This is a genomic window from Streptomyces sp. NPDC001027, from assembly GCF_040299045.1.
GTDB lineage: Bacteria > Actinomycetota > Actinomycetes > Streptomycetales > Streptomycetaceae > Streptomyces.
In genome coordinates, this window is sequence record NZ_JBEPBI010000012.1 from 39119 (window position 1) to 55857 (window position 16739).

Here is a 16739-nt window from a genome sequence, read left to right on the forward strand (position 1 = left end):
GTGACGCTGTCCGCCCCGCCCGGGGCCTGGTCGGCGCGGGCGGGATAGGCGGGACGGGCGTCGGAGCCTGGCGCGGGCCGCCTACCTGACCGAACATGCGTGGCCGGACATGCGTGACCGGAAGGGCCTCACCGGCGTGCGCGGCCCTTCCGGTCAGGCCTCAGTGCTCGTCCCGGACGACCTCGCCCTGGACCACCTTGCCGTCGGGGCGGTGGATGCGCGCCTGCTGGAAGGCGTCCCCCAGGGTGCCCGGAGTGGCCGCGGCGACGCGTAGCCTGCGCTCGGCGAACGCGCCGACCGCCCTCTGGACCGGCGGGAGGAGCAGAAGCAGGCCGACCGCGTCGGAGAGCAGGCCCGGGATCATCAGGAGCAGTCCCCCGAGCATCATCAGGCCGTTGCCCCCGCTGCTGGGGGCGGCGCCCCGCTGGAGGGCTTCGTTGAGGTTGCGGAAGGCCCGGCGGCCGGCCCGCTTGATGACCACCGCGCCGAGCACGAACCCGGCGACGAGCAGCAGGAACACCACGAGGCCGGAGGATGCGCCGGCGATCGTCGTCAGCAGCCAGATCTCCAGCACCAGCCAGGCCGCGAGGCCCAGCGGCAGGTACGTGCGCAGTCGCGAGCGTCGGGGCTGGGGCTGCGGACGGCCGGGCCGGTCGGCGGTCGGGTGAACGGGGGTCGAAGCTCCAGTCGTCATGCGTCCAGTGTGCCCGGACCCGGCTCAGAGCGGCGTAAGGGGCCGATCAGCCGTCGCTCAGCCGTCGCTGTGCGACTTGGCGGCGGCCGCCTGCGGGCGTTCGGTCTGACCGGAGGTCCGTCCGGTGATCTTGCCGACGCGCTCGCCCACGCCCCAGGCGGTGACCCGCCACAGGGCCTCGACGAGGATGTCGCGGCTCATCTTGGAGTCGCCGTGCTCGCGCTCGACGAAGGTGATGGGGACCTCGACCACGTGGAAGCCGCCCTTGACCGCGCGGCGGGCCAGGTCGACCTGGAAGCAGTAGCCCTGGGAGGCGACCTCGTCCAGCCCCAGCCCTTCGAGGGTCTCGCGGCGGAAGGCCCGGTAGCCGCCGGTGATGTCCCGCAGGGGCAGGTCGAGGGCCAGGCGGGAGTAGAGGCTGCCGCCGCGCGAGATGACCTCGCGGGACCTGGGCCAGTTCACCACGCGGCCGCCGGGCACCCAGCGCGAGCCGAGGACCAGGTCCGCGCCCTTGAGCGCGGTGAGCAGCCGCGGCAGTTCCTCGGGCTGGTGGGAGCCGTCCGCGTCCATCTCGATCAGCACGCCGTAGCCGTTGTCCAGGCCCCAGCGGAAGCCCGCGAGGTAGGCGGCGCCGAGGCCTTCCTTGCCCTTGCGGTGCAGCACCCGGACCTGGTCGTCCGCGGCGGCCAGCTCGTCGGCGAGCCGCCCGGTGCCGTCGGGGCTGTTGTCGTCGGCGACGAGGACGTGGGCCTCGGGAACAGCCTCCCGCACCCGGCCGACGATGCTCTTGATGTTCTCCGCCTCGTTGTAGGTCGGGATGATCACCAAGGCCGTGCCGAGCGGACCGAACGTCCTCCCCCGGTCCTGTGCCGCGAGGGTCCCGTCGCCGTCGTTCACTGCTGCCCCTTCATGTCCGTTCGCCGGATACCACCTTAGTGGCCCCAGCCTGCGATGACGTGACAGCACGTTCGAACGATGGTGTCGAATCCGCGGAAGCGGGGTAGCCATGTGCTTTTGGGCCCGTATGTGCGCGCCGGTCCTGCCGGAGAGGCGGGCACTGCCCCGCCCACGCCTGCGGGAGCTGCTGCGGATGGGGGCCCGGCGCCCTTCGGGCCGGCCCGGGACCCGCTGGCTGCGGATCGACCGAAAGCCGTTGTCTACTGAGCACCCGGGCCCCACCCGGGTCACACCTCCCCGACCGGCCGGAGCGTTCCGTCGCTGCGGCGCGGGCGCTGGGCCTGGCTGCCAGTTCGGGCGCGCCGGTTCGGCGCACCGTCCCTGACCCAGCGGCGCCGCGGCGAGTGCGCGGATGTTCCCCGGGCGGGGCGTCCGGTGGTGGACTCCGCCGAACCTACCGGCCCGCCGCCGTCGGCTGTCAACAGCGGTTCGACCTGCGGGTCTTCCGTCAACGCGCAGGTCAGCCGGGAGGGGACCCGCATCGGGCGACGACGGGCGGACGGGTGATCTTTTCCGGGTCGGCCCGGGAGATCACTCGCCCGGGCGCACGAACACCGTCCGGCCGCCCACCACCGTGCGCAGACACACCGGGAGGTCGTTCCCGGGCGTCAGATCGGGCAGACCAGGGGTTCCGGAACGGGGGTCGGTGGACCAGCGGGCGACGCGGTCGTCGGGGGCCTGGACCACGAGTTCGTCCGTGCGCCAGACCGCGTAGTCGGCGGGCGCGCCGGGGACCAGCACCCCCGCGTCGTCGCGGCCGACGGCCCGCCAGCCGCCGCGTGTGTGCGCGGTGAACGCGGCGCGCGCGGACACGCGGTGTTCCGGGGTCCGGTGGAAGGCGGCGGCGCGCACGGTCCCCCACGGGTCGAGGGGGGTGACCGGGCTGTCGGAACCGAAGGCGAGCGGGACGCCGGCCCGCAGCAGTGCGGCGAACGGGTTCAGGGTCCTGGCCCGGTCCGCGCCCAGCCGCTGCGCGTACATGCCCTCCGCGCCGCCCCACAGGGCGTCGAAGGCGGGCTGGACGGAGGCGGTGAGGCCCAGTTCGGCGAAGGCGGCGACGGTCTCGGGCGTGAGCATCTCCACGTGCTCCACACGGTGGCGGGCGGCGCGGATCCGGGCGAGGCCGACCTTCTCGGCGGCCGCGCGGACGCCCTCGACGACGGCTGTGACGGCGGCGTCGCCGATGGCGTGGAAGCCGGCCTGGAGCCCGGCCTCGGTGCAGGCCGTCACATGGGCGGCGACCTCGTCGGCGTCCAGGTAGGCGGCTCCGGTGTGGCCGGCGTCGGCGTACGGGGTGTGCAGACAGGCGGTGTGGGAGCCGAGGGCGCCGTCGACGAACAGGTCCCCCGCGGCTCCGAGGGCGCCGAGTTCGCGGGCCTTGTCGACGTCGCGCTCCGCCCAGTAGCCGACGACGCGGGGGCCGGGCGTCCGGGCGGCGAGCCGCAGCAGGTCGGTGAAGTCGTCCTCGGAGGAGATCTCCGGGCCGGCGCACTCGTGGACGGATCCGATGCCGAGCGAGGCGGCGTGCGCGAGGGCGGTGCGCTGGGCCTCGGCGCGCTGGGCGGGCGTCACGGCTGCGAACGCGGCGGCGCGGACGGTGTGGTGGGCGTCGCGGGTGAGCGGCTCTTCGTCGGCGAAGCCGGCCGCGTCCCGGGCCCGGGGGGCGAGCGCCAGCAGCGCGGTGGTGACCGCGGCCGAGTGGACGTCGATCCGGCTGAGGTAGAGCGGCCGGCCGCCGGCGGCCTCGTCCAGTTCCGCGCGCCGGGGCGGGCGGCCCTCCGGCCAGCGGGACGCGTCCCAGCCGTGGCCCAGCAGCACCTTGTCATGCGGTCGGGACGCCGCGAACTCGCGCACCCGGGCGAGGGCGGCAGCCAGGGAGGGGGCCGCGGACAGGTCGAGTCCGGTGAGCGCGAGGCCGGTGGACGTGGTGTGCACATGGGCGTCGGTGAACGCCGGGGTGACGAGGGCGCCGTCGAGGTCGACCACCTCGTCGACGCCGCCTGCGAAGGCGTCGGCGGCGCCCTCGGAGCCCACCCAGGCGACCTGGCCGCGTTCGACGACCATCGCGGTCGCGAACGGATCGGCGGGGCTGTGGACCTCTCCTCGACGGAGCAGGACGGTCTTCGGCTCGGGGGCGTGCTCACTCATGGGGAACAGTCTCGCGCCTCCCCGGGGGACGCCCGCCCCCAGGGGGCTTCTCAGATCCGCGGCGGCCGGGCCTCATAGGGGGTGGACAGGACGACCGTCGTGCGCGTCGACACTCCGGCGAGCGCCCTGAGCCGCCCCAGCAGCTCCTCCAGCTCGTGCGGGGTGGCCACGCGGACCTTGAGGATGTAGTTCTCGTCGCCGGCCACGCTGTGGCAGGCCTCGATCTCGGGCACGTCCGCCAGCCGCTCGGCGATGTCGTCGGGGGCGCTGGGATCGAACGGCTTCACCGAGATGAAGGCGGTCAGGGGCAGCCCGACGGCCTCCGAGTCGACGACGGCCGCGTATCCGCGGATGACGCCGCGCTGTTCAAGCCTGCGCACCCTCTGGTGCACGGCAGACGTGGACAGGCCCGTGGCCTTGCCCAGATCGGTGTAGCTCATCCGCCCGTCCTTGACGAGCAGCTGCACGATTTGTCGGTCCAGCTCCTCCATGACGCAAGAACTTACAGGCAGCGTGATCTCCGCGTATACCTATACAGCGCAGGTCATACCCCGTTTGTGATGTGTCCGGAGCGGCTCGCACGACGGCCGCGAGACGACCGCCCCGGTGGCCGCACGGACGCCGGGCGCCGCACCGGAGGGCGCTCACGCGTGGGGCACCTGCAAACGGCATGTGACGAATGCCACATCACTGGTGAACGCTTCGTGATTCCACGGTGGTTACCGCCGGGACGGGCTGGGAAGTGCTTGCTGTGGTCGAGGCCGCACTGCCGTCACGACCCAGCCCGAGGGGGAGAATCACATGCAGAGTTTCAAGCGCCCTGGTCGCACCGCGCCCAAGCGGCTCCAGTCCGTGAGCGAGCCCGAGCCGGAGGGCGTCGAACCCTTCGACGCCGACGGCTTCGACGGTGACGCCGCCGAGCACGCGGACGCGTACGACACCCTGGAGATGTACCGGGTGATCTGCCCGGACTGCGCCCAGCCCATCGCGCTCCTGGCGGACGAGGAGAGCCTGCCGGAGCACGCGCTGTGCGCCTCTCCGTGGAACCCGTTCGGGCTCACGGTCTGTGCCGGCACGGGGCGCACGGCGGCCGAGGCCCGGCCCGCGGACGACTCCGCGGAACTCCAGGGGCACGACACCGCGCTCCTGCTGACGCTCCCCCAGGGACTGGACTGGCGCACCCAGCCCTTCTCGCACGTCGGCGGCCCGGGCTCACGCCCGATGCGCGTCCCGGCGATGCGCCGCGCGGCCGCCTGAGCCGCGTTTCCCGCGCCCGCCGTCTCCGCTCGACTCCGGTACCGGGACCGCACCATGCCCGGCAGCAGGCGTGGTGCGGGATCGGCGTGCGCCGACCGGACGGGACGGCATCCCCCGGAATACGTTCGCGTCGGTTCGCGCGGTGCGCAGCGGCGTCGGAACGGCCCTGGGGCACATCCCGAACTCACGCGCGCCCCTGCGCGGCGGTGACTCCGCCGCGCGGACCCGCGTTGCCCCGGTATGGCACCCACCTACTCGGCTGCTCCCGGGCGTCACCGCCAGCTCTTCGCACCGATGCGTCCGGAGCCCGTGCGCGGAGAATCGGCTCCGCCGCCGCCTCCGGACCCGCCCATCTACCGTGACCTGCTGCGCACCTGGGCCGACCGGGGCCGCACCCTGCCGGGACGTCACGACCCGGAGTGGGTGCGGCTGGCCGCGCCGCAGGTGCGGCGGGGGCAGTTCGGCGGGCTCGCGGACCCGGTGGGCGACGGGCGATGACCCGCACGGACCGCGCTCGCCGTGCGCCTGCCCTGCCTGTCAGCCCTCGCGGCGGGCCGGCTTCGGCGCCGGGAAGGAGGGGTCCAGGTCCTCGATGGCGCGCAGGGCGCCGCCCAGGGTCTTCACCAGCAGCTCGACCATGACCTCTCGGGTGAGCTCGGGACGGTCGATCCACTCGAGGGTGGCCCCCTCGACGCTGCACACCCAGGCGAGCAGGGCCATACGCGGCAGCGGCGGCACGTCGCTGCGGCCGTACGCCCCCTCGGCGATGGTCGCCACGATCGCCGCGCGCACGCCGTCCCGGATGCCGTGCACCTCGGTGTCGAAGCCGACGCCGCCGCTCACGATCGTGCGATAGGCGGCCTGGTTGTGCTCGGCATAGCGCAGATAGCCGTCGATGGTGCGGTGCACCCGGTCCACCTGGGGCAGTTCGATCCCGCTCGCCGCGAAGGTGACCAGATCGGCGACGGAGTCCTGGATGATGGCCAGGTAGTAGCCGCGCTTGGACTGGAAGTAGTAGTAGATCAGCCCCTTGGCGACATGCGCCTGCCGGGCGATGTCGTCCATCGAGAGCGCGTCGTAGGACGTGTCGGCGAACAACTTCCGCCCGATGGAGATGAGTTCGGCGCGACGCGCCAGTGAGCGCTCGGTGCCGCGCGCCCGGGGACGTACGACTTCGCGCTGTTCACTGATATTCAATTTCGACCCTGGTCTCGGGCAGTCGGCGGGACATCCGCAGTATGTCAGGTCAACCGTGTGTCAGGTCACACTCGTCAGAGCAGTCCGAGCTGGGTGACCAGCATCGCGAGGACCGCGACGAGGACCCAGCCCAGGGCATGCTCGATGATCTTCGGGCCGTCGGTTCCGGGGCCGCCGGTACGGGTGCGCGTGGCAGTGGCTGTCTGAGCGGTCATGGTGTCTCGCTGAAGTCGGACGTACTGGTGGATCCCCCCACCGATCCGACCACCCTGCCACCCGCCGGGCCTTTTGTGGCAGAGATCTTGCTCACATCCGGATTCCCACCGCCGTCAGAGCCTGGCACTGACGGGCGCTCGGACGCGCCGGGAAATAGAGGTAGCAGACGCCGCCGCTGCCGGAGACGACCTTCCCCGTCGCGTTGTGACGCCTGGTCCTGAGCCAGACGTTCTCGAACTCCCGCCGCGGGTACACCCTCCGCACCGCCGCGTCGTCCGCCGAGAACGGGTCGTTGGCGATCACGTCGCCCTCGACGGTGAAGCCGATCACCGTCATCAGATGCCCGGAGGTCCCGTACCCCGCCCCGGTGAGCTCCTCCTTGAGGAACGACTGCGACGTCATGGCCGGGATCCCCGCGCCGATCAGCGTCTCGAGGTCGGTGAGGGAGCCGAGCCGGGTCACCACGCCCTGCAGGTCCTCGAAGGTGGCCGCGTAGGCGGCGTTGAACGGCCAGTTGCCGCACCCCGCGTACTGGTGGTCGTAGGTGTGCCGGGCCGCGTGACACACCTGCGGGTCGGCGTAGGAGGGGTCGACCCACGCCAGCTGCTCGTCGGTGAGCCGCCCGCCCCAGTACTCGACGATCATCTGCGAGGAGGTGGGGCTGCACCAGGCCTCGCCGCCGTTGTCGTACTCCGGATACTGGCCCTTGTGGACCTCCTGCGAGTAGCGCGGGACGCGCAGCTCCCGCGCGAGGCCGGGCACGGAGGCCGGCACGGTGAAACGGTCCGGCACGTCGGACCCCATCGCCCCCAGCCGCCACACGGTGGGCGTGACATCGGCGCCGGGGCGGCGGTACAGGGTGAGCCGGAGTCGGTAGGCGGCGAGGCGCAGGCCGCTCGCGGCGTCGTCGATCGCGACCGTGTCCGTCCACACGGTGCTTCTCCCGTCGCTCTGGCCGTCGACCGAGGACCGCTTGATGTCCTGGTCCCCGGAGGCCCAGCGCCCCATCACGTACCAGGGGGTGTCCGTGCCGTCGGAGTACGTGCCCGCGATCTCGACCTGGAGCCAGCTGCCCGCCGGGGTGCTCGCGTTCCAGGAGGCGATCACCTCCGTGGCGGGGACGGCGAGCCGGTGGAGGGGCGACGTCCAGGTGGCGTACTCCCAGGACGCGGTCGTCCTGCTGTGCGGGTCGGTGTGGTCGACGACGCCGCGCGGGGCGGCGATGACGACGCCCGGACGGGTCCCCGCCACGGCGCGGGCGCCCTCGGCGACGCCTGAGCGCCAGTCGGCGTACGTGGTCCAGCCGCGGTAGTCGACGGATCGGGCGGGCGCCGCTTCGGCGTCCGCGGCATCGCTCGCGACGTCGCTCGCCTCGGCGGCGGACGCGGCCGAGGCGGAGGGCGACGGCCCCCCGGCCACTGCGGCGGCGACCGCGGCGGCAAGGACCGTTCTGCGGGACGGCTGTTCGACTCGGCTCATGGCTCGACTGCTCAAGGGTCTGCTCATGGGGTGGAGGCTCCCGAGGGTCTGTGCGGCCTGTGGTGTCCTGCGGCTGTTTCGGCCACTATGGAGGGAGCCGGACGCGGCTTCCAGCAGGTGAGCCCGTGCCACGCCCACCACCGTCGGTCTGGCCCACCGGCCGCGGCGACGCCAAGGTAGGCTCACCCCGCCGTACCGAAGGGCGCCGTACCCGGGCAGGGACGCTGAAGACCGGCGCACCTGGGCAGACGCGCCGACGGCGCCGGCCCGCCCACCCGACCGCCGATCCGTCCCCATGACCCCGCGCACCCCAGGATCCGTCATCCGCCACCTCGCCTCCTGGCTCCTCCGCCTGCCGCCGTCCTGCGGACCGGTGCGCCTGATCGGCGTCGACGGGCACGCCGGTTCGGGGAAGTCCACCTTCGCGGGCAGGCTGGCGGAGGCGCTGGACGACGCCCCGGTGCTGCACCTCGACGACATCGCCTCCCACGACGAGCTGTTCTCGTGGACCGGCCGCCTGCTCTCCCAGGTGATCGAGCCCTTCGGCCGCGGCGAGAGCGCGCGGTACGCGCCCTACGACTGGCACGCCCACCGCTTCGGCCGGCCCCGCACCCTGCCCGCCGCCCCCGTCGTGCTGGTCGAGGGGGTCGGCGCGGGACGCCGTGTCCTGCGGCCGTACCTGGCATGCCTGCTGTGGATGGACATGCCTCCCGAGGAATCCTGGGCACGCGGCCGGGCACGCGACGGAGAGGAGCAGCGCGCGTTCTGGGACGGATGGGTTCCGGCCGAAGCACGTCACTTCGCCGAGGACCCCTCGCAGCCCCACGCCGCCCTGCTGGTACGGCAGTTGGAGCTGGGATACGAGGTACTGCCGGGGCCTGCCAGGGGATCCGGCCCGCACCGCGATGTCACCCACCGTGAGGGACCACCCATGATGTGGTGAACTGGTGAAAGCCCTTGCGCTCGAACTTGGCCAAGTGCTTCAACTTCGCTTGACCGGCGGCCCGTACAGGACTTACGTTCTGATTGCGCGGCGATCGGAGCCGCCCTCGAACGCGAAGCCCCCGGTTGTTCCCCCGTGATCGGGGGCTTCGTTCTGTCCGGACGCCGCTCCCGGCGCCCCTTTCCGGACCTGAAGCGACGCGATTCGCTCACCCAGGGTCACCGCGCGGTGTGCGCCCTGTCTGCTCCCACCTCGTCGAACGGCCTGTGCGGCACCCTACGGCGGGCCCCTCTCCCGCAGGTACGATGCCCTCGATGCGACCTGGACAATGCTGCGCGCACCAGGCAACTCCGGTCCGCGGCACAGCGGTTCGACCAAGGCAGCCGACGGGCGACGGCCCGGCGGCACACCGACGGGGGCACGGTCTGTGGGGGACGTGATGAACTTCGGCACGCAGGGCCCCGAGGCTCCCGCCGACCTCGCCTGGCTTCGAGGCGTGGACGCCTACACCATGGGCGCCTACCCGCAGGCGGAGGAGGAGTTCCGCACCGCGGTGCGGATCGATCCCGGGATGGCCGACGGCTGGCTCGGACTGCACGCACTGCGCGTCGACACGACGACCGCGCTGCTGCGGATGTTCCGCCACCGCGAGCGGTTCGGGGAGCAGCGCTCACGGCACCGCCGCACCCTCAACTCCTGGTACTGGCTGGGCTGGTGGGTGCAGCCCGTGCTGGAGAGCCCCCGCGACCTGCTGCTCGCCCACGCCTCGCACTGGCTCGACGGCCGCCATGTGCCCGAGCTGGACCGGGCGCTCGCCGGGCTCCCGCCGGTCGACGCCGACCACCAGGTCCGCTTCCTGCACGCCTGTCGCGCATACCTCGTCAAGGACTGGGAGCAGCTGGTCCGGCACACCGACTCGCTGCTCGACGACCCACTGCTGTGCATCGAGGCCGGCCTGTTCGGCGGGATGGCCCGGGTGCGCCTGGAGATGTACGGCCAGGCCGAGCCGCTGCTCTCGGCGGCTCTGATGCGCTGCCGCAGCGAACAGCCGCAGCGCAAGGAGCTGCGGTACTGGCTGGCCCGGGCGCACGAGGGCACCGGCCGCTCGGCGGCCGCCCTCCCCCTGTACCGGGCTGTGCACCGCGTCGACGCCTCCTTCATGGACACCTCGGCGCGACTCGCCGCGATCGCTGAGGGCGACGGCTACGACGACACGGCGGATCTGGCGGCGATCACGCTCACGGGGCTGGGGCAGGACACGGCCGACGGGCCGGACGGCTTCGATCCGCTGTTCGGCACGGAGGGCCGCGACCTGCGGCTCGAGGCCCTGGATCCACCGCCCGTCGTGCCCATGCCCGCGGTGACCGATCCCGCCGTGCGCGAGAAGCACGTCGTACGCTCTTCGTCGCCGCTGCCGACAGGCCCCACCGATCCCGGGTTACTGGAGGAAGCGCTGGCCGAGCTGGAGCGCATGGTGGGGTTGGAGCCGGTGAAACGCCAGGTCAAGGCGCTCTCGGCGCAGCTCAACATGGCGCGGCTGCGGACGGGTCAGGGGCTTCCGGTCCAGCCGCCGAAGCGGCACTTCGTGTTCTCCGGCCCCTCCGGCACCGGCAAGACCACGGTGGCCCGCATCCTCGGCCGCGTCTTCTACGCCCTCGGGCTGCTGGGCGGCGACCACCTGGTGGAGGCCCAGCGGGCCGACCTGGTCGGCGAGTACCTGGGCCAGACCGCCGTGAAGGCCAACGAACTGATCGACTCCGCCCTCGGCGGCGTGCTCTTCGTCGACGAGGCGTACTCGCTCTCGAACTCCGGCTACGGCAAGGGCGACGCGTACGGCGACGAGGCGTTGCAGGTGCTGCTGAAGCGGGCCGAGGACAACCGGGACCACCTGGTGGTGATCCTGGCCGGCTATCCGGAGGGCATGGACCGCCTTCTGGCGGCGAATCCCGGGCTGTCCTCCCGTTTCACGACCCGCGTCGACTTCCCCTCCTACCGTCCCCTCGAACTCACCTCCATCGGCGAGGTGCTGGCCGCGGAGAACGGCGACGCGTGGGACGAGGAGGCGTTGGACGAGCTGCGTTCGATCGCCGGGCACGTGGTCGACCAGGGCTGGATCGACGAGCTCGGCAACGGCCGCTTTCTGCGCACCCTGTACGAGAAGAGCTGCGCCTACCGGGACCTGCGGCTGTCGGCGTATCCGGGCGCGCTGACCCGGGACGACCTCTCGACGCTGCGGCTGCCGGACCTGATGCAGGCGTACGGGGAGGTGCTGTCAGGGCGGGGACCGCAGGACCCGTCGGCGATCTGACGCGCCGGCACGCGCGCACCGCTCCCGCCTCCGTGCCCGCTCCGGGCCGGGGCCGCCCCGGCCTCCGGGCTCGCACCGGTCCCTGGGCCGGCGCCGGCTCGGATCGCCGCGCCGATGACGTCGGCCTGGATACGCGCGCGCCCGCGGGCCCGGCACAGCCCGCGGGGCGTGGCACCGGTCGCCCGGAGAACGTCCGCTGCTCGGTGCGCAGGATCACCGGGCGCGCGGACCCGCCGAACCGGACGTCCCACCGGCGCCGGCACCACGCGCCCGTCCATGGCGGACAGCGCGGCCGAGGGCGCGCCCCTGCGGCGCGCCGGACTGACCCGCCCCGAGTTCGACCTGCTCGGCGCGCTGCGCCGCAGGGACCACGAACTGACCCCTGCGGCTCACCGACGCCGGCCGGACCTCGCAACGGCTCGTCCCGCCCGAGCCGACCGCCGGACCGCCCGGGCCACGGCGGCAGGAGACGCACGAGCGGAGTCGTCCCGCCCGCCCGGCCGGGACGGTTGACGCACGGCGGGCACGGCAGCGGGCAGGGCGGTCGAGGACCGGTCCTCGACCTCGGCTGTCTCCCCGTCAGGGGCGTGCGCGCCGGGCCGGCGGCCTCGTCCTGACCGCCGCCGCGGCTTCCGGTCGGCCGCCGCGCCCGGGCGGAGCCCGGTCTGCGACGCAGACCGGATCGCGCTCGGCCGGGCCGCCGGGGCGCGGTCAGCCGGCCAGCGCCTCCTCCGGCTCGTCGCTCGCCCTCGGCTCCGTGAGCCGTACCTCGGGAACCTCTCGGTGGGCGGGGTCGGTGACCTCGCCCACCAGCAGTTCCAGCACGTCCTCCAGGGCGACCAGGCCGAGGACCCTGCCGGAGGCGTCGGCGACCTGCGCCAGATGGGTGGCCGCCCGGCGCATCACGGTCAGCGCGTCGTCCAGCGGGAGTTCGGAGCGGAGCGTCGTCATGGGGCGCCACAGCTGCTGCGGCACCGCCCTCTCGGAGTCCTCCTGGTCGAGCACGTCCTTCACATGCAGGTAGCCCATGAAGGCGCCGGTCTCCGCGGCCACGGGGAAACGGGAGTAGCCGGTGCGGGCGGTCAGCTCGACGATCTCGCCCGGGGTGACCGCCGGACTGACCGTGACCAGGGACTCGCGCCGCAGCAGGACGTCGGTGACGGGACGGGAGCCGAGCTCGAGGGCGTCCTCCAGGCGCTCCTGCTCCTCCGGGGCGAGCAGACCGGCCTGGCCGGAGTCCTCCAGCAGGCGGTTCAGCTGCTCGCTGGTGACCACGGCTTCCACCTCGTCCCTCGGCTCGACGTGGAAGAGCCGCAGGATGGCCCGGGCGCAGGCGCCGAGCGCCACCGTGATCGGCCGGCACAGCCGGGCGAAGGCGACCAGGCCGGGGCTGAGCCACAGCGCGGTCTTCTCCGGCGCCGCCATGGCGAGGTTCTTCGGAACCATCTCGCCGATCACGAGATGGAAGAACACCACGGCCGCGAGGGCTATGACATAGCCCAGCGGATGGATCATCCCGTGCGGGAGGTGGATCCACTCGAACAAGGGCTCCAGCAGCTCGGCGACGGTCGGCTCGGCGACCGCGCCCAGCGTGAGGGAGCAGACGGTGATGCCGAACTGAGCCGCCGCCATCATCTGCGGCAGCCGCTCCAGCCCGTAGAGGACCTGGCGGGCCCGCGCGGTGCCCAGCGGCTCGATCTGGCTGCGGCGGACGGAGACGAGCGCGAACTCGGCGCCGACGAAGAAGCCGTTGGCGAGCACGAGCAGCGCGGCGAAGACGAGTTGGAGGGCGCTCATCGGGCGACCTCCACGACCTGGCCGGTGCGCACCAGCCGGACCCGCTCGGCCCGGTAGTGGCCGACCCGGCGCACCGAGAGCCGCCAGCCGGGCAGCTCCGTCCGGTCGCCGACGGCGGGAATGCGTCCGAGCAGGTCGGCGACGAGTCCGGCGACCGTCTCGTACGGTCCCTCGGGGACTTCGAGGCCTATGCGCTGGAGGGTGTCGACGCGGCAGCTGCCGTCCACGTCCCAGGCGGGCCTGCCCTCCTCGGGCGGGGCGGCGGCGAGTTCAGGGGAGTCCTGGCCGTCGTGCTCGTCGCGGACCTCGCCGACGATCTCCTCGACGATGTCCTCCAGGGTGACCACGCCGGCCGTGCCGCCGTACTCGTCGACGACGACGGCGATGGGCTGTTCGCTGCGCAGTCGGGCCAGCAGGGGCTGGACCGGCAGCGTCTCCGGGATCAGCAGGGCCGGGCGGGCGATGCGGACGACCGGAGTGCGCAACCGGTCGTGGACGGGGACCGCCAGGGCGTCCTTCAGATGGGCCATGCCGACGATTTCGTCGATCTTCTCGCGGTAGACCGGGAAGCGGGACAGGCCGGTGGCCCGGGTCAGGTTCACCACGTCCTCCGCGGTGGCCGTGGACTGCAGGGCGCTGACCTTCACGCGCGGGGTCATGACGTGCTGCGCGGTCAGTTCGGCCAGCGAGAGGGTCCGTACGAAGAGGTCGGCCGTGTCCTGCTCGAGGGCGCCGGCCTGGGCCGAGTGGCGGGCCAGGGAGACGAGCTCGCCGGGGGTCCGCGCGGAGGCCAGCTCGTCGGCCGGCTCGACGCCGAGCGCCCGTACGAGGCGGTTGGCGACGGTGTTCAGGGCCGCGATCACCGGCCGGAAGAGGCGGGCGAAGGCGTGCTGCGGGCCCGCGACGAACCGCGCGACCTGCAACGGCTTGGACACCGCCCAGTTCTTGGGGACGAGTTCGCCGATCACCATCTGCACGGCGGACGCCAGCAGCATGCCGACGACGACGGCGACGCCGGAGACGGCGCCCTCGGGGACGCCGACCGCCGTGAACGGGCCGCTGAGCAGCTCCGCGAGCGCCGGTTCGGCGAGCATGCCGACGACGAGGGAGGTGATGGTGATGCCGAGCTGGGTGCCGGAGAGCTGGAAGGACAGTTCCTTCAGCGACTCGACGACCGTGCGGGCTCGCCTGTCGCCCTCGGCGGCGGCCCGCTCCGCGTCCGGACGCTCGACCGTGACAAGGCCGAACTCGGCGGCGACGAAGAAGCCGTTGGCGAGGATGAGCAGGAACGCGGCTGCCAGGAGCAGCAGGGGGGTGGTCATGATGCCGCCGCCTCCGAACCAGGTCGGGTGGGGGCGGCGCAGGTACTACAGGACGAACCGTCCATCGCCGGAGGGAGTCACTCCTCGGGTAGCAGGAGCCCCTGTGAGCCCGGCAGGGCGCCGCAGGGGCGGGGGCGCAGGAGTGCGCCTTTGTCACCAGATTAATCAAGACAGGGGGTTCTGCGGCAGGGCAGCGGGCCCCGAGTCAGCCCTGATCTTGCTCGGGGGGCGTCTCGGGGTCGTGGATCGCACGGGCCTCGGCGAGCGCGCGGAGCGCCCGCGCGTCGCGGATGGCCTGCTGCTTGTCGATGCCGGGCTGGATGCCGAGCGCGGGCAGGCTGGTGCCGTCGCTGAGGTTCAGAAACACCCACGGATCGCCCGGACGGAGGTTCACCTGAAGGATCTCCGCCCAGGCCAGACGCCTGGTACTGGCGATGTTCACGACGGTGACACCGGACTCGTCGGCGGTCACCCGCACCCGGGCGAGCTGGGCCAGCACCCAGAAGACGAGGGCTCCGGTGAGGATGAAACTGAGCCGCTCCCCCGGCCCGAGCTGCTCCAGCAGCATCGCGACGGCGGAGATGACGAGGAAGATCGCCACTCCGGCCGTGAGCAGCACCACACGGGTGCGGCCGGGCCGGAAGACTACGGGGAGGGGAGGCAGGTCGGACATGTTCCCGGCAGAGGTCAGAGGCGGCAGGCGTGGATGGCCGTGGTCAGGATGGCGCGGGCGCCGATGTCGTAGAGGTCGTCCATGATCCGCTGGGCCTCCTTGGCGGGGACCATGGCGCGGACGGCGACCCAGCCCTCGTTGTGCAGCGGGGAGACGGTCGGCGACTCCAGGCCCGGAGTCAGCGCGACGGCGTTCTCGAGCTGCTCGACGCGGCAGTCGTAGTCCATCATCACGTACGTCCGGGCGACCAGGACGCCCTGGAGGCGGCGCAGGAACTGCTGCACCTTGGGCTCCTCGGCGTCGGCGCCGGTGCGGCGGATCACGACGGCCTCGGACTTCATGATGGGCTCGCCGAAGACCTCGAGCCCGGCGTTGCGCAGCGAGGTGCCGGTCTCGACGACGTCGGCGATGACCTCGGCGACGCCCAGTTCGATGGCGGTCTCGACGGCGCCGTCGAGGTGGACGACGGAGGCCTCGACGCCGTGGTCGGCGAGGTGACCGGCCACGATGCCCTCGTAGGAGGTGGCGACCGTCTTGCCCTTGAGGTCCTGGACGCCGGTCGCCGCGCCGGGCTTGGCGGCGAAGCGGAAGGTGGAGCGGGCGAAGCCGAGCGGCAGGATCTCCTCGGCGTCGGCGCCGGAGTCGACCAGCAGGTCGCGGCCGGTGATGCCGATGTCGAGGCGGCCGGAGGAGACGTAGATCGCGATGTCGCGGGGGCGGAGGTAGAAGAACTCCACCTCGTTGACCGGGTCGACGATCCGCAGTTCCTTGCTCTCCCGGCGCTGCTGGTAGCCGGCCTCATGCAGCATGTCCCCCGCAGGGCCTGACAGGGAACCCTTGTTGGGGACGGCGATGCGCAGCATGAGGTCGGCTTCCTTCGCGTGGAACGGGATGAAGAACGGGATGAAAACGGGGCGGGGTCGGAAATGCGGCGGAATGCGTTTCTACAGGTGGGCGTACACGTCGTCCAGCGAGATTCCGCGGGCGACCATCATCACCTGGACGTGGTAGAGCAGCTGCGAGATCTCCTCCGCGGCCGCCTCCTTGCCCTCGTACTCGGCGGCCATCCACACCTCGGCGGCCTCTTCGACGACCTTCTTGCCGATGGCATGGACGCCCTTCCCGACGAGTTCCGCGGTACGGGAAGTGGCGGGGTCGCCGCTGGCGGCCTTCTGCTGGAGCTCGGAGAAGAGCTCCTCGAACGTCTTCTTGGACATGGTGCTGCCCACCCTAGCCGTTCTCCCGGCGCCCCTACCGCCAGGGTTCGGATACTGAACGGAGGGTGGCCGCGGTGGCCACCGCCGCCGTCACCGCCTCGTGCCCCTTGTCCTCGTTGGAGCCCTCGATGCCCGCCCGGTCCAGGGCCTGCTCCTCGGTGTCGCAGGTGAGGACGCCCATGCCGACGGGCACGCCGGTCTCGACGGACACCTGGGTGAGACCCTGGACGACCCCTTGGCACACGTACTCGAAGTGCGGTGTCCCGCCGCGGATGACGACGCCGAGGGCGACGATCGCGTCGTAGCCCCGCCCGGCCAGCACCTTGGCCACCACCGGCAGTTCCCAGCTGCCGGGGACCCGCAGCAGGGTCGGCTCGTCGATGCCCAGGTCGTGCAGGGCGCGCAGCGCGCCGTCGACCAGACCGTCCATCACCTTCTCGTGCCACTGGGCCGCGATGACGGCGACCCTGAGGTCGCCCACATTGCGTACGGACAGTTCCGGTGCGCCCTTGCCGCTCACGTTCTCGTCTC

Annotated in this window: 18 protein-coding genes; 5 read left to right on the plus strand and 13 right to left on the minus strand. The window is 72.7% G+C overall.

The features are described from left to right. Positions 1 to 160 precede the first annotated feature (160 nt). The 4 genes from fxsA to ABT300_RS06395 form a co-directional block, all read right to left on the minus strand. On the minus strand, positions 161 to 694 hold the full coding sequence (fxsA, locus tag ABT300_RS06380; RefSeq protein ID WP_351672737.1) for an FxsA family membrane protein: 534 nt from the start codon (positions 692 to 694) through the stop codon (positions 161 to 163). Between the two features lie 57 nt (positions 695 to 751). Continuing rightward, a complete protein-coding gene (locus tag ABT300_RS06385; RefSeq protein ID WP_351672739.1) occupies positions 752 to 1591 on the minus strand; it encodes a polyprenol monophosphomannose synthase in 840 nt (279 codons plus the stop codon). A 591-nt stretch (positions 1592 to 2182) separates the two neighbouring features. Next, the gene (locus ABT300_RS06390; RefSeq protein WP_351672741.1) at positions 2183 to 3799 is read right to left on the minus strand and encodes an amidohydrolase; all 1617 of its coding nucleotides are present in this window, start codon (positions 3797 to 3799) and stop codon (positions 2183 to 2185) included. Between the two features lie 50 nt (positions 3800 to 3849). Next, complete coding sequence (locus tag ABT300_RS06395; protein WP_057583720.1) at positions 3850 to 4290, minus strand: Lrp/AsnC family transcriptional regulator; 441 nt, start codon at positions 4288 to 4290, stop codon at positions 3850 to 3852. 310 nt (positions 4291 to 4600) lie between these two features. Here ABT300_RS06395 and ABT300_RS06400 point away from each other — a divergent pair, with 310 nt between their 5' ends. Continuing rightward, complete coding sequence (locus ABT300_RS06400) at positions 4601 to 5056, plus strand: hypothetical protein (RefSeq protein WP_351672743.1); 456 nt, start codon at positions 4601 to 4603, stop codon at positions 5054 to 5056. 309 nt (positions 5057 to 5365) lie between these two features. After that, positions 5366 to 5554 carry a hypothetical protein gene (locus tag ABT300_RS06405; RefSeq protein ID WP_452996882.1) on the plus strand — a complete coding sequence of 63 codons (189 nt, stop codon included), beginning with the start codon at positions 5366 to 5368 and terminating at the stop codon, positions 5552 to 5554. A 39-nt stretch (positions 5555 to 5593) separates the two neighbouring features. Here the strand turns inward: ABT300_RS06405 and ABT300_RS06410 are convergent, their stop codons facing one another. The 3 genes from ABT300_RS06410 to ABT300_RS06420 form a co-directional block, all read right to left on the minus strand. Beyond that, on the minus strand, positions 5594 to 6253 hold the full coding sequence (locus ABT300_RS06410) for a TetR/AcrR family transcriptional regulator (RefSeq protein WP_351672747.1): 660 nt from the start codon (positions 6251 to 6253) through the stop codon (positions 5594 to 5596). A 74-nt stretch (positions 6254 to 6327) separates the two neighbouring features. After that, positions 6328 to 6468, minus strand: a complete 141-nt coding sequence (locus tag ABT300_RS06415; RefSeq protein WP_351672749.1) for an SCO1431 family membrane protein — start codon at positions 6466 to 6468, stop codon at positions 6328 to 6330. Between the two features lie 91 nt (positions 6469 to 6559). Continuing rightward, positions 6560 to 7948: a C39 family peptidase gene (locus ABT300_RS06420; protein WP_351672751.1), complete on the minus strand. Its 1389-nt coding sequence runs from the start codon at positions 7946 to 7948 to the stop codon at positions 6560 to 6562. 295 nt (positions 7949 to 8243) lie between these two features. On the opposite strand from ABT300_RS06420, the gene ABT300_RS06425 reads away from it, so the two are divergent. From ABT300_RS06425 to ABT300_RS06435, 3 genes are all read left to right on the plus strand, one after another. Next, positions 8244 to 8891 carry a uridine kinase family protein gene (locus tag ABT300_RS06425; RefSeq protein ID WP_351672753.1) on the plus strand — a complete coding sequence of 216 codons (648 nt, stop codon included), beginning with the start codon at positions 8244 to 8246 and terminating at the stop codon, positions 8889 to 8891. 439 nt (positions 8892 to 9330) lie between these two features. After that, positions 9331 to 11199 carry an AAA family ATPase gene (locus tag ABT300_RS06430; protein WP_351672755.1) on the plus strand — a complete coding sequence of 623 codons (1869 nt, stop codon included), beginning with the start codon at positions 9331 to 9333 and terminating at the stop codon, positions 11197 to 11199. A 276-nt stretch (positions 11200 to 11475) separates the two neighbouring features. After that, the gene (locus tag ABT300_RS06435; protein WP_351672820.1) at positions 11476 to 11712 is read left to right on the plus strand and encodes a hypothetical protein; all 237 of its coding nucleotides are present in this window, start codon (positions 11476 to 11478) and stop codon (positions 11710 to 11712) included. Between the two features lie 198 nt (positions 11713 to 11910). On the opposite strand, the gene ABT300_RS06440 is transcribed toward ABT300_RS06435, so the two are convergent. The 6 genes from ABT300_RS06440 to ribH all read right to left on the minus strand — a co-directional run bounded on the left by ABT300_RS06440 (position 11911) and on the right by ribH (position 16728). Next, complete coding sequence (locus ABT300_RS06440; RefSeq protein ID WP_351672757.1) at positions 11911 to 12996, minus strand: hemolysin family protein; 1086 nt, start codon at positions 12994 to 12996, stop codon at positions 11911 to 11913. After that, the gene (locus ABT300_RS06445) at positions 12993 to 14318 is read right to left on the minus strand and encodes a hemolysin family protein (protein WP_351672759.1); all 1326 of its coding nucleotides are present in this window, start codon (positions 14316 to 14318) and stop codon (positions 12993 to 12995) included. The genes ABT300_RS06440 and ABT300_RS06445 overlap by 4 nt, the downstream gene beginning before the upstream one ends. Before the next feature lie 205 nt (positions 14319 to 14523). After that, positions 14524 to 14991, minus strand: coding sequence for a PH domain-containing protein (locus ABT300_RS06450; RefSeq protein ID WP_351672761.1), 468 nt, complete (start codon positions 14989 to 14991; stop codon positions 14524 to 14526). 14 nt (positions 14992 to 15005) lie between these two features. Then, positions 15006 to 15854, minus strand: a complete 849-nt coding sequence (gene hisG / locus ABT300_RS06455; protein WP_351672763.1) for an ATP phosphoribosyltransferase — start codon at positions 15852 to 15854, stop codon at positions 15006 to 15008. Positions 15855 to 15935: 81 nt separating this feature from the next. Then, positions 15936 to 16208, minus strand: a complete 273-nt coding sequence (locus ABT300_RS06460) for a phosphoribosyl-ATP diphosphatase (RefSeq protein WP_057583788.1) — start codon at positions 16206 to 16208, stop codon at positions 15936 to 15938. 34 nt (positions 16209 to 16242) lie between these two features. Beyond that, positions 16243 to 16728, minus strand: a complete 486-nt coding sequence (ribH, locus tag ABT300_RS06465) for a 6,7-dimethyl-8-ribityllumazine synthase (protein ID WP_057583696.1) — start codon at positions 16726 to 16728, stop codon at positions 16243 to 16245. Positions 16729 to 16739 lie beyond the last annotated feature (11 nt).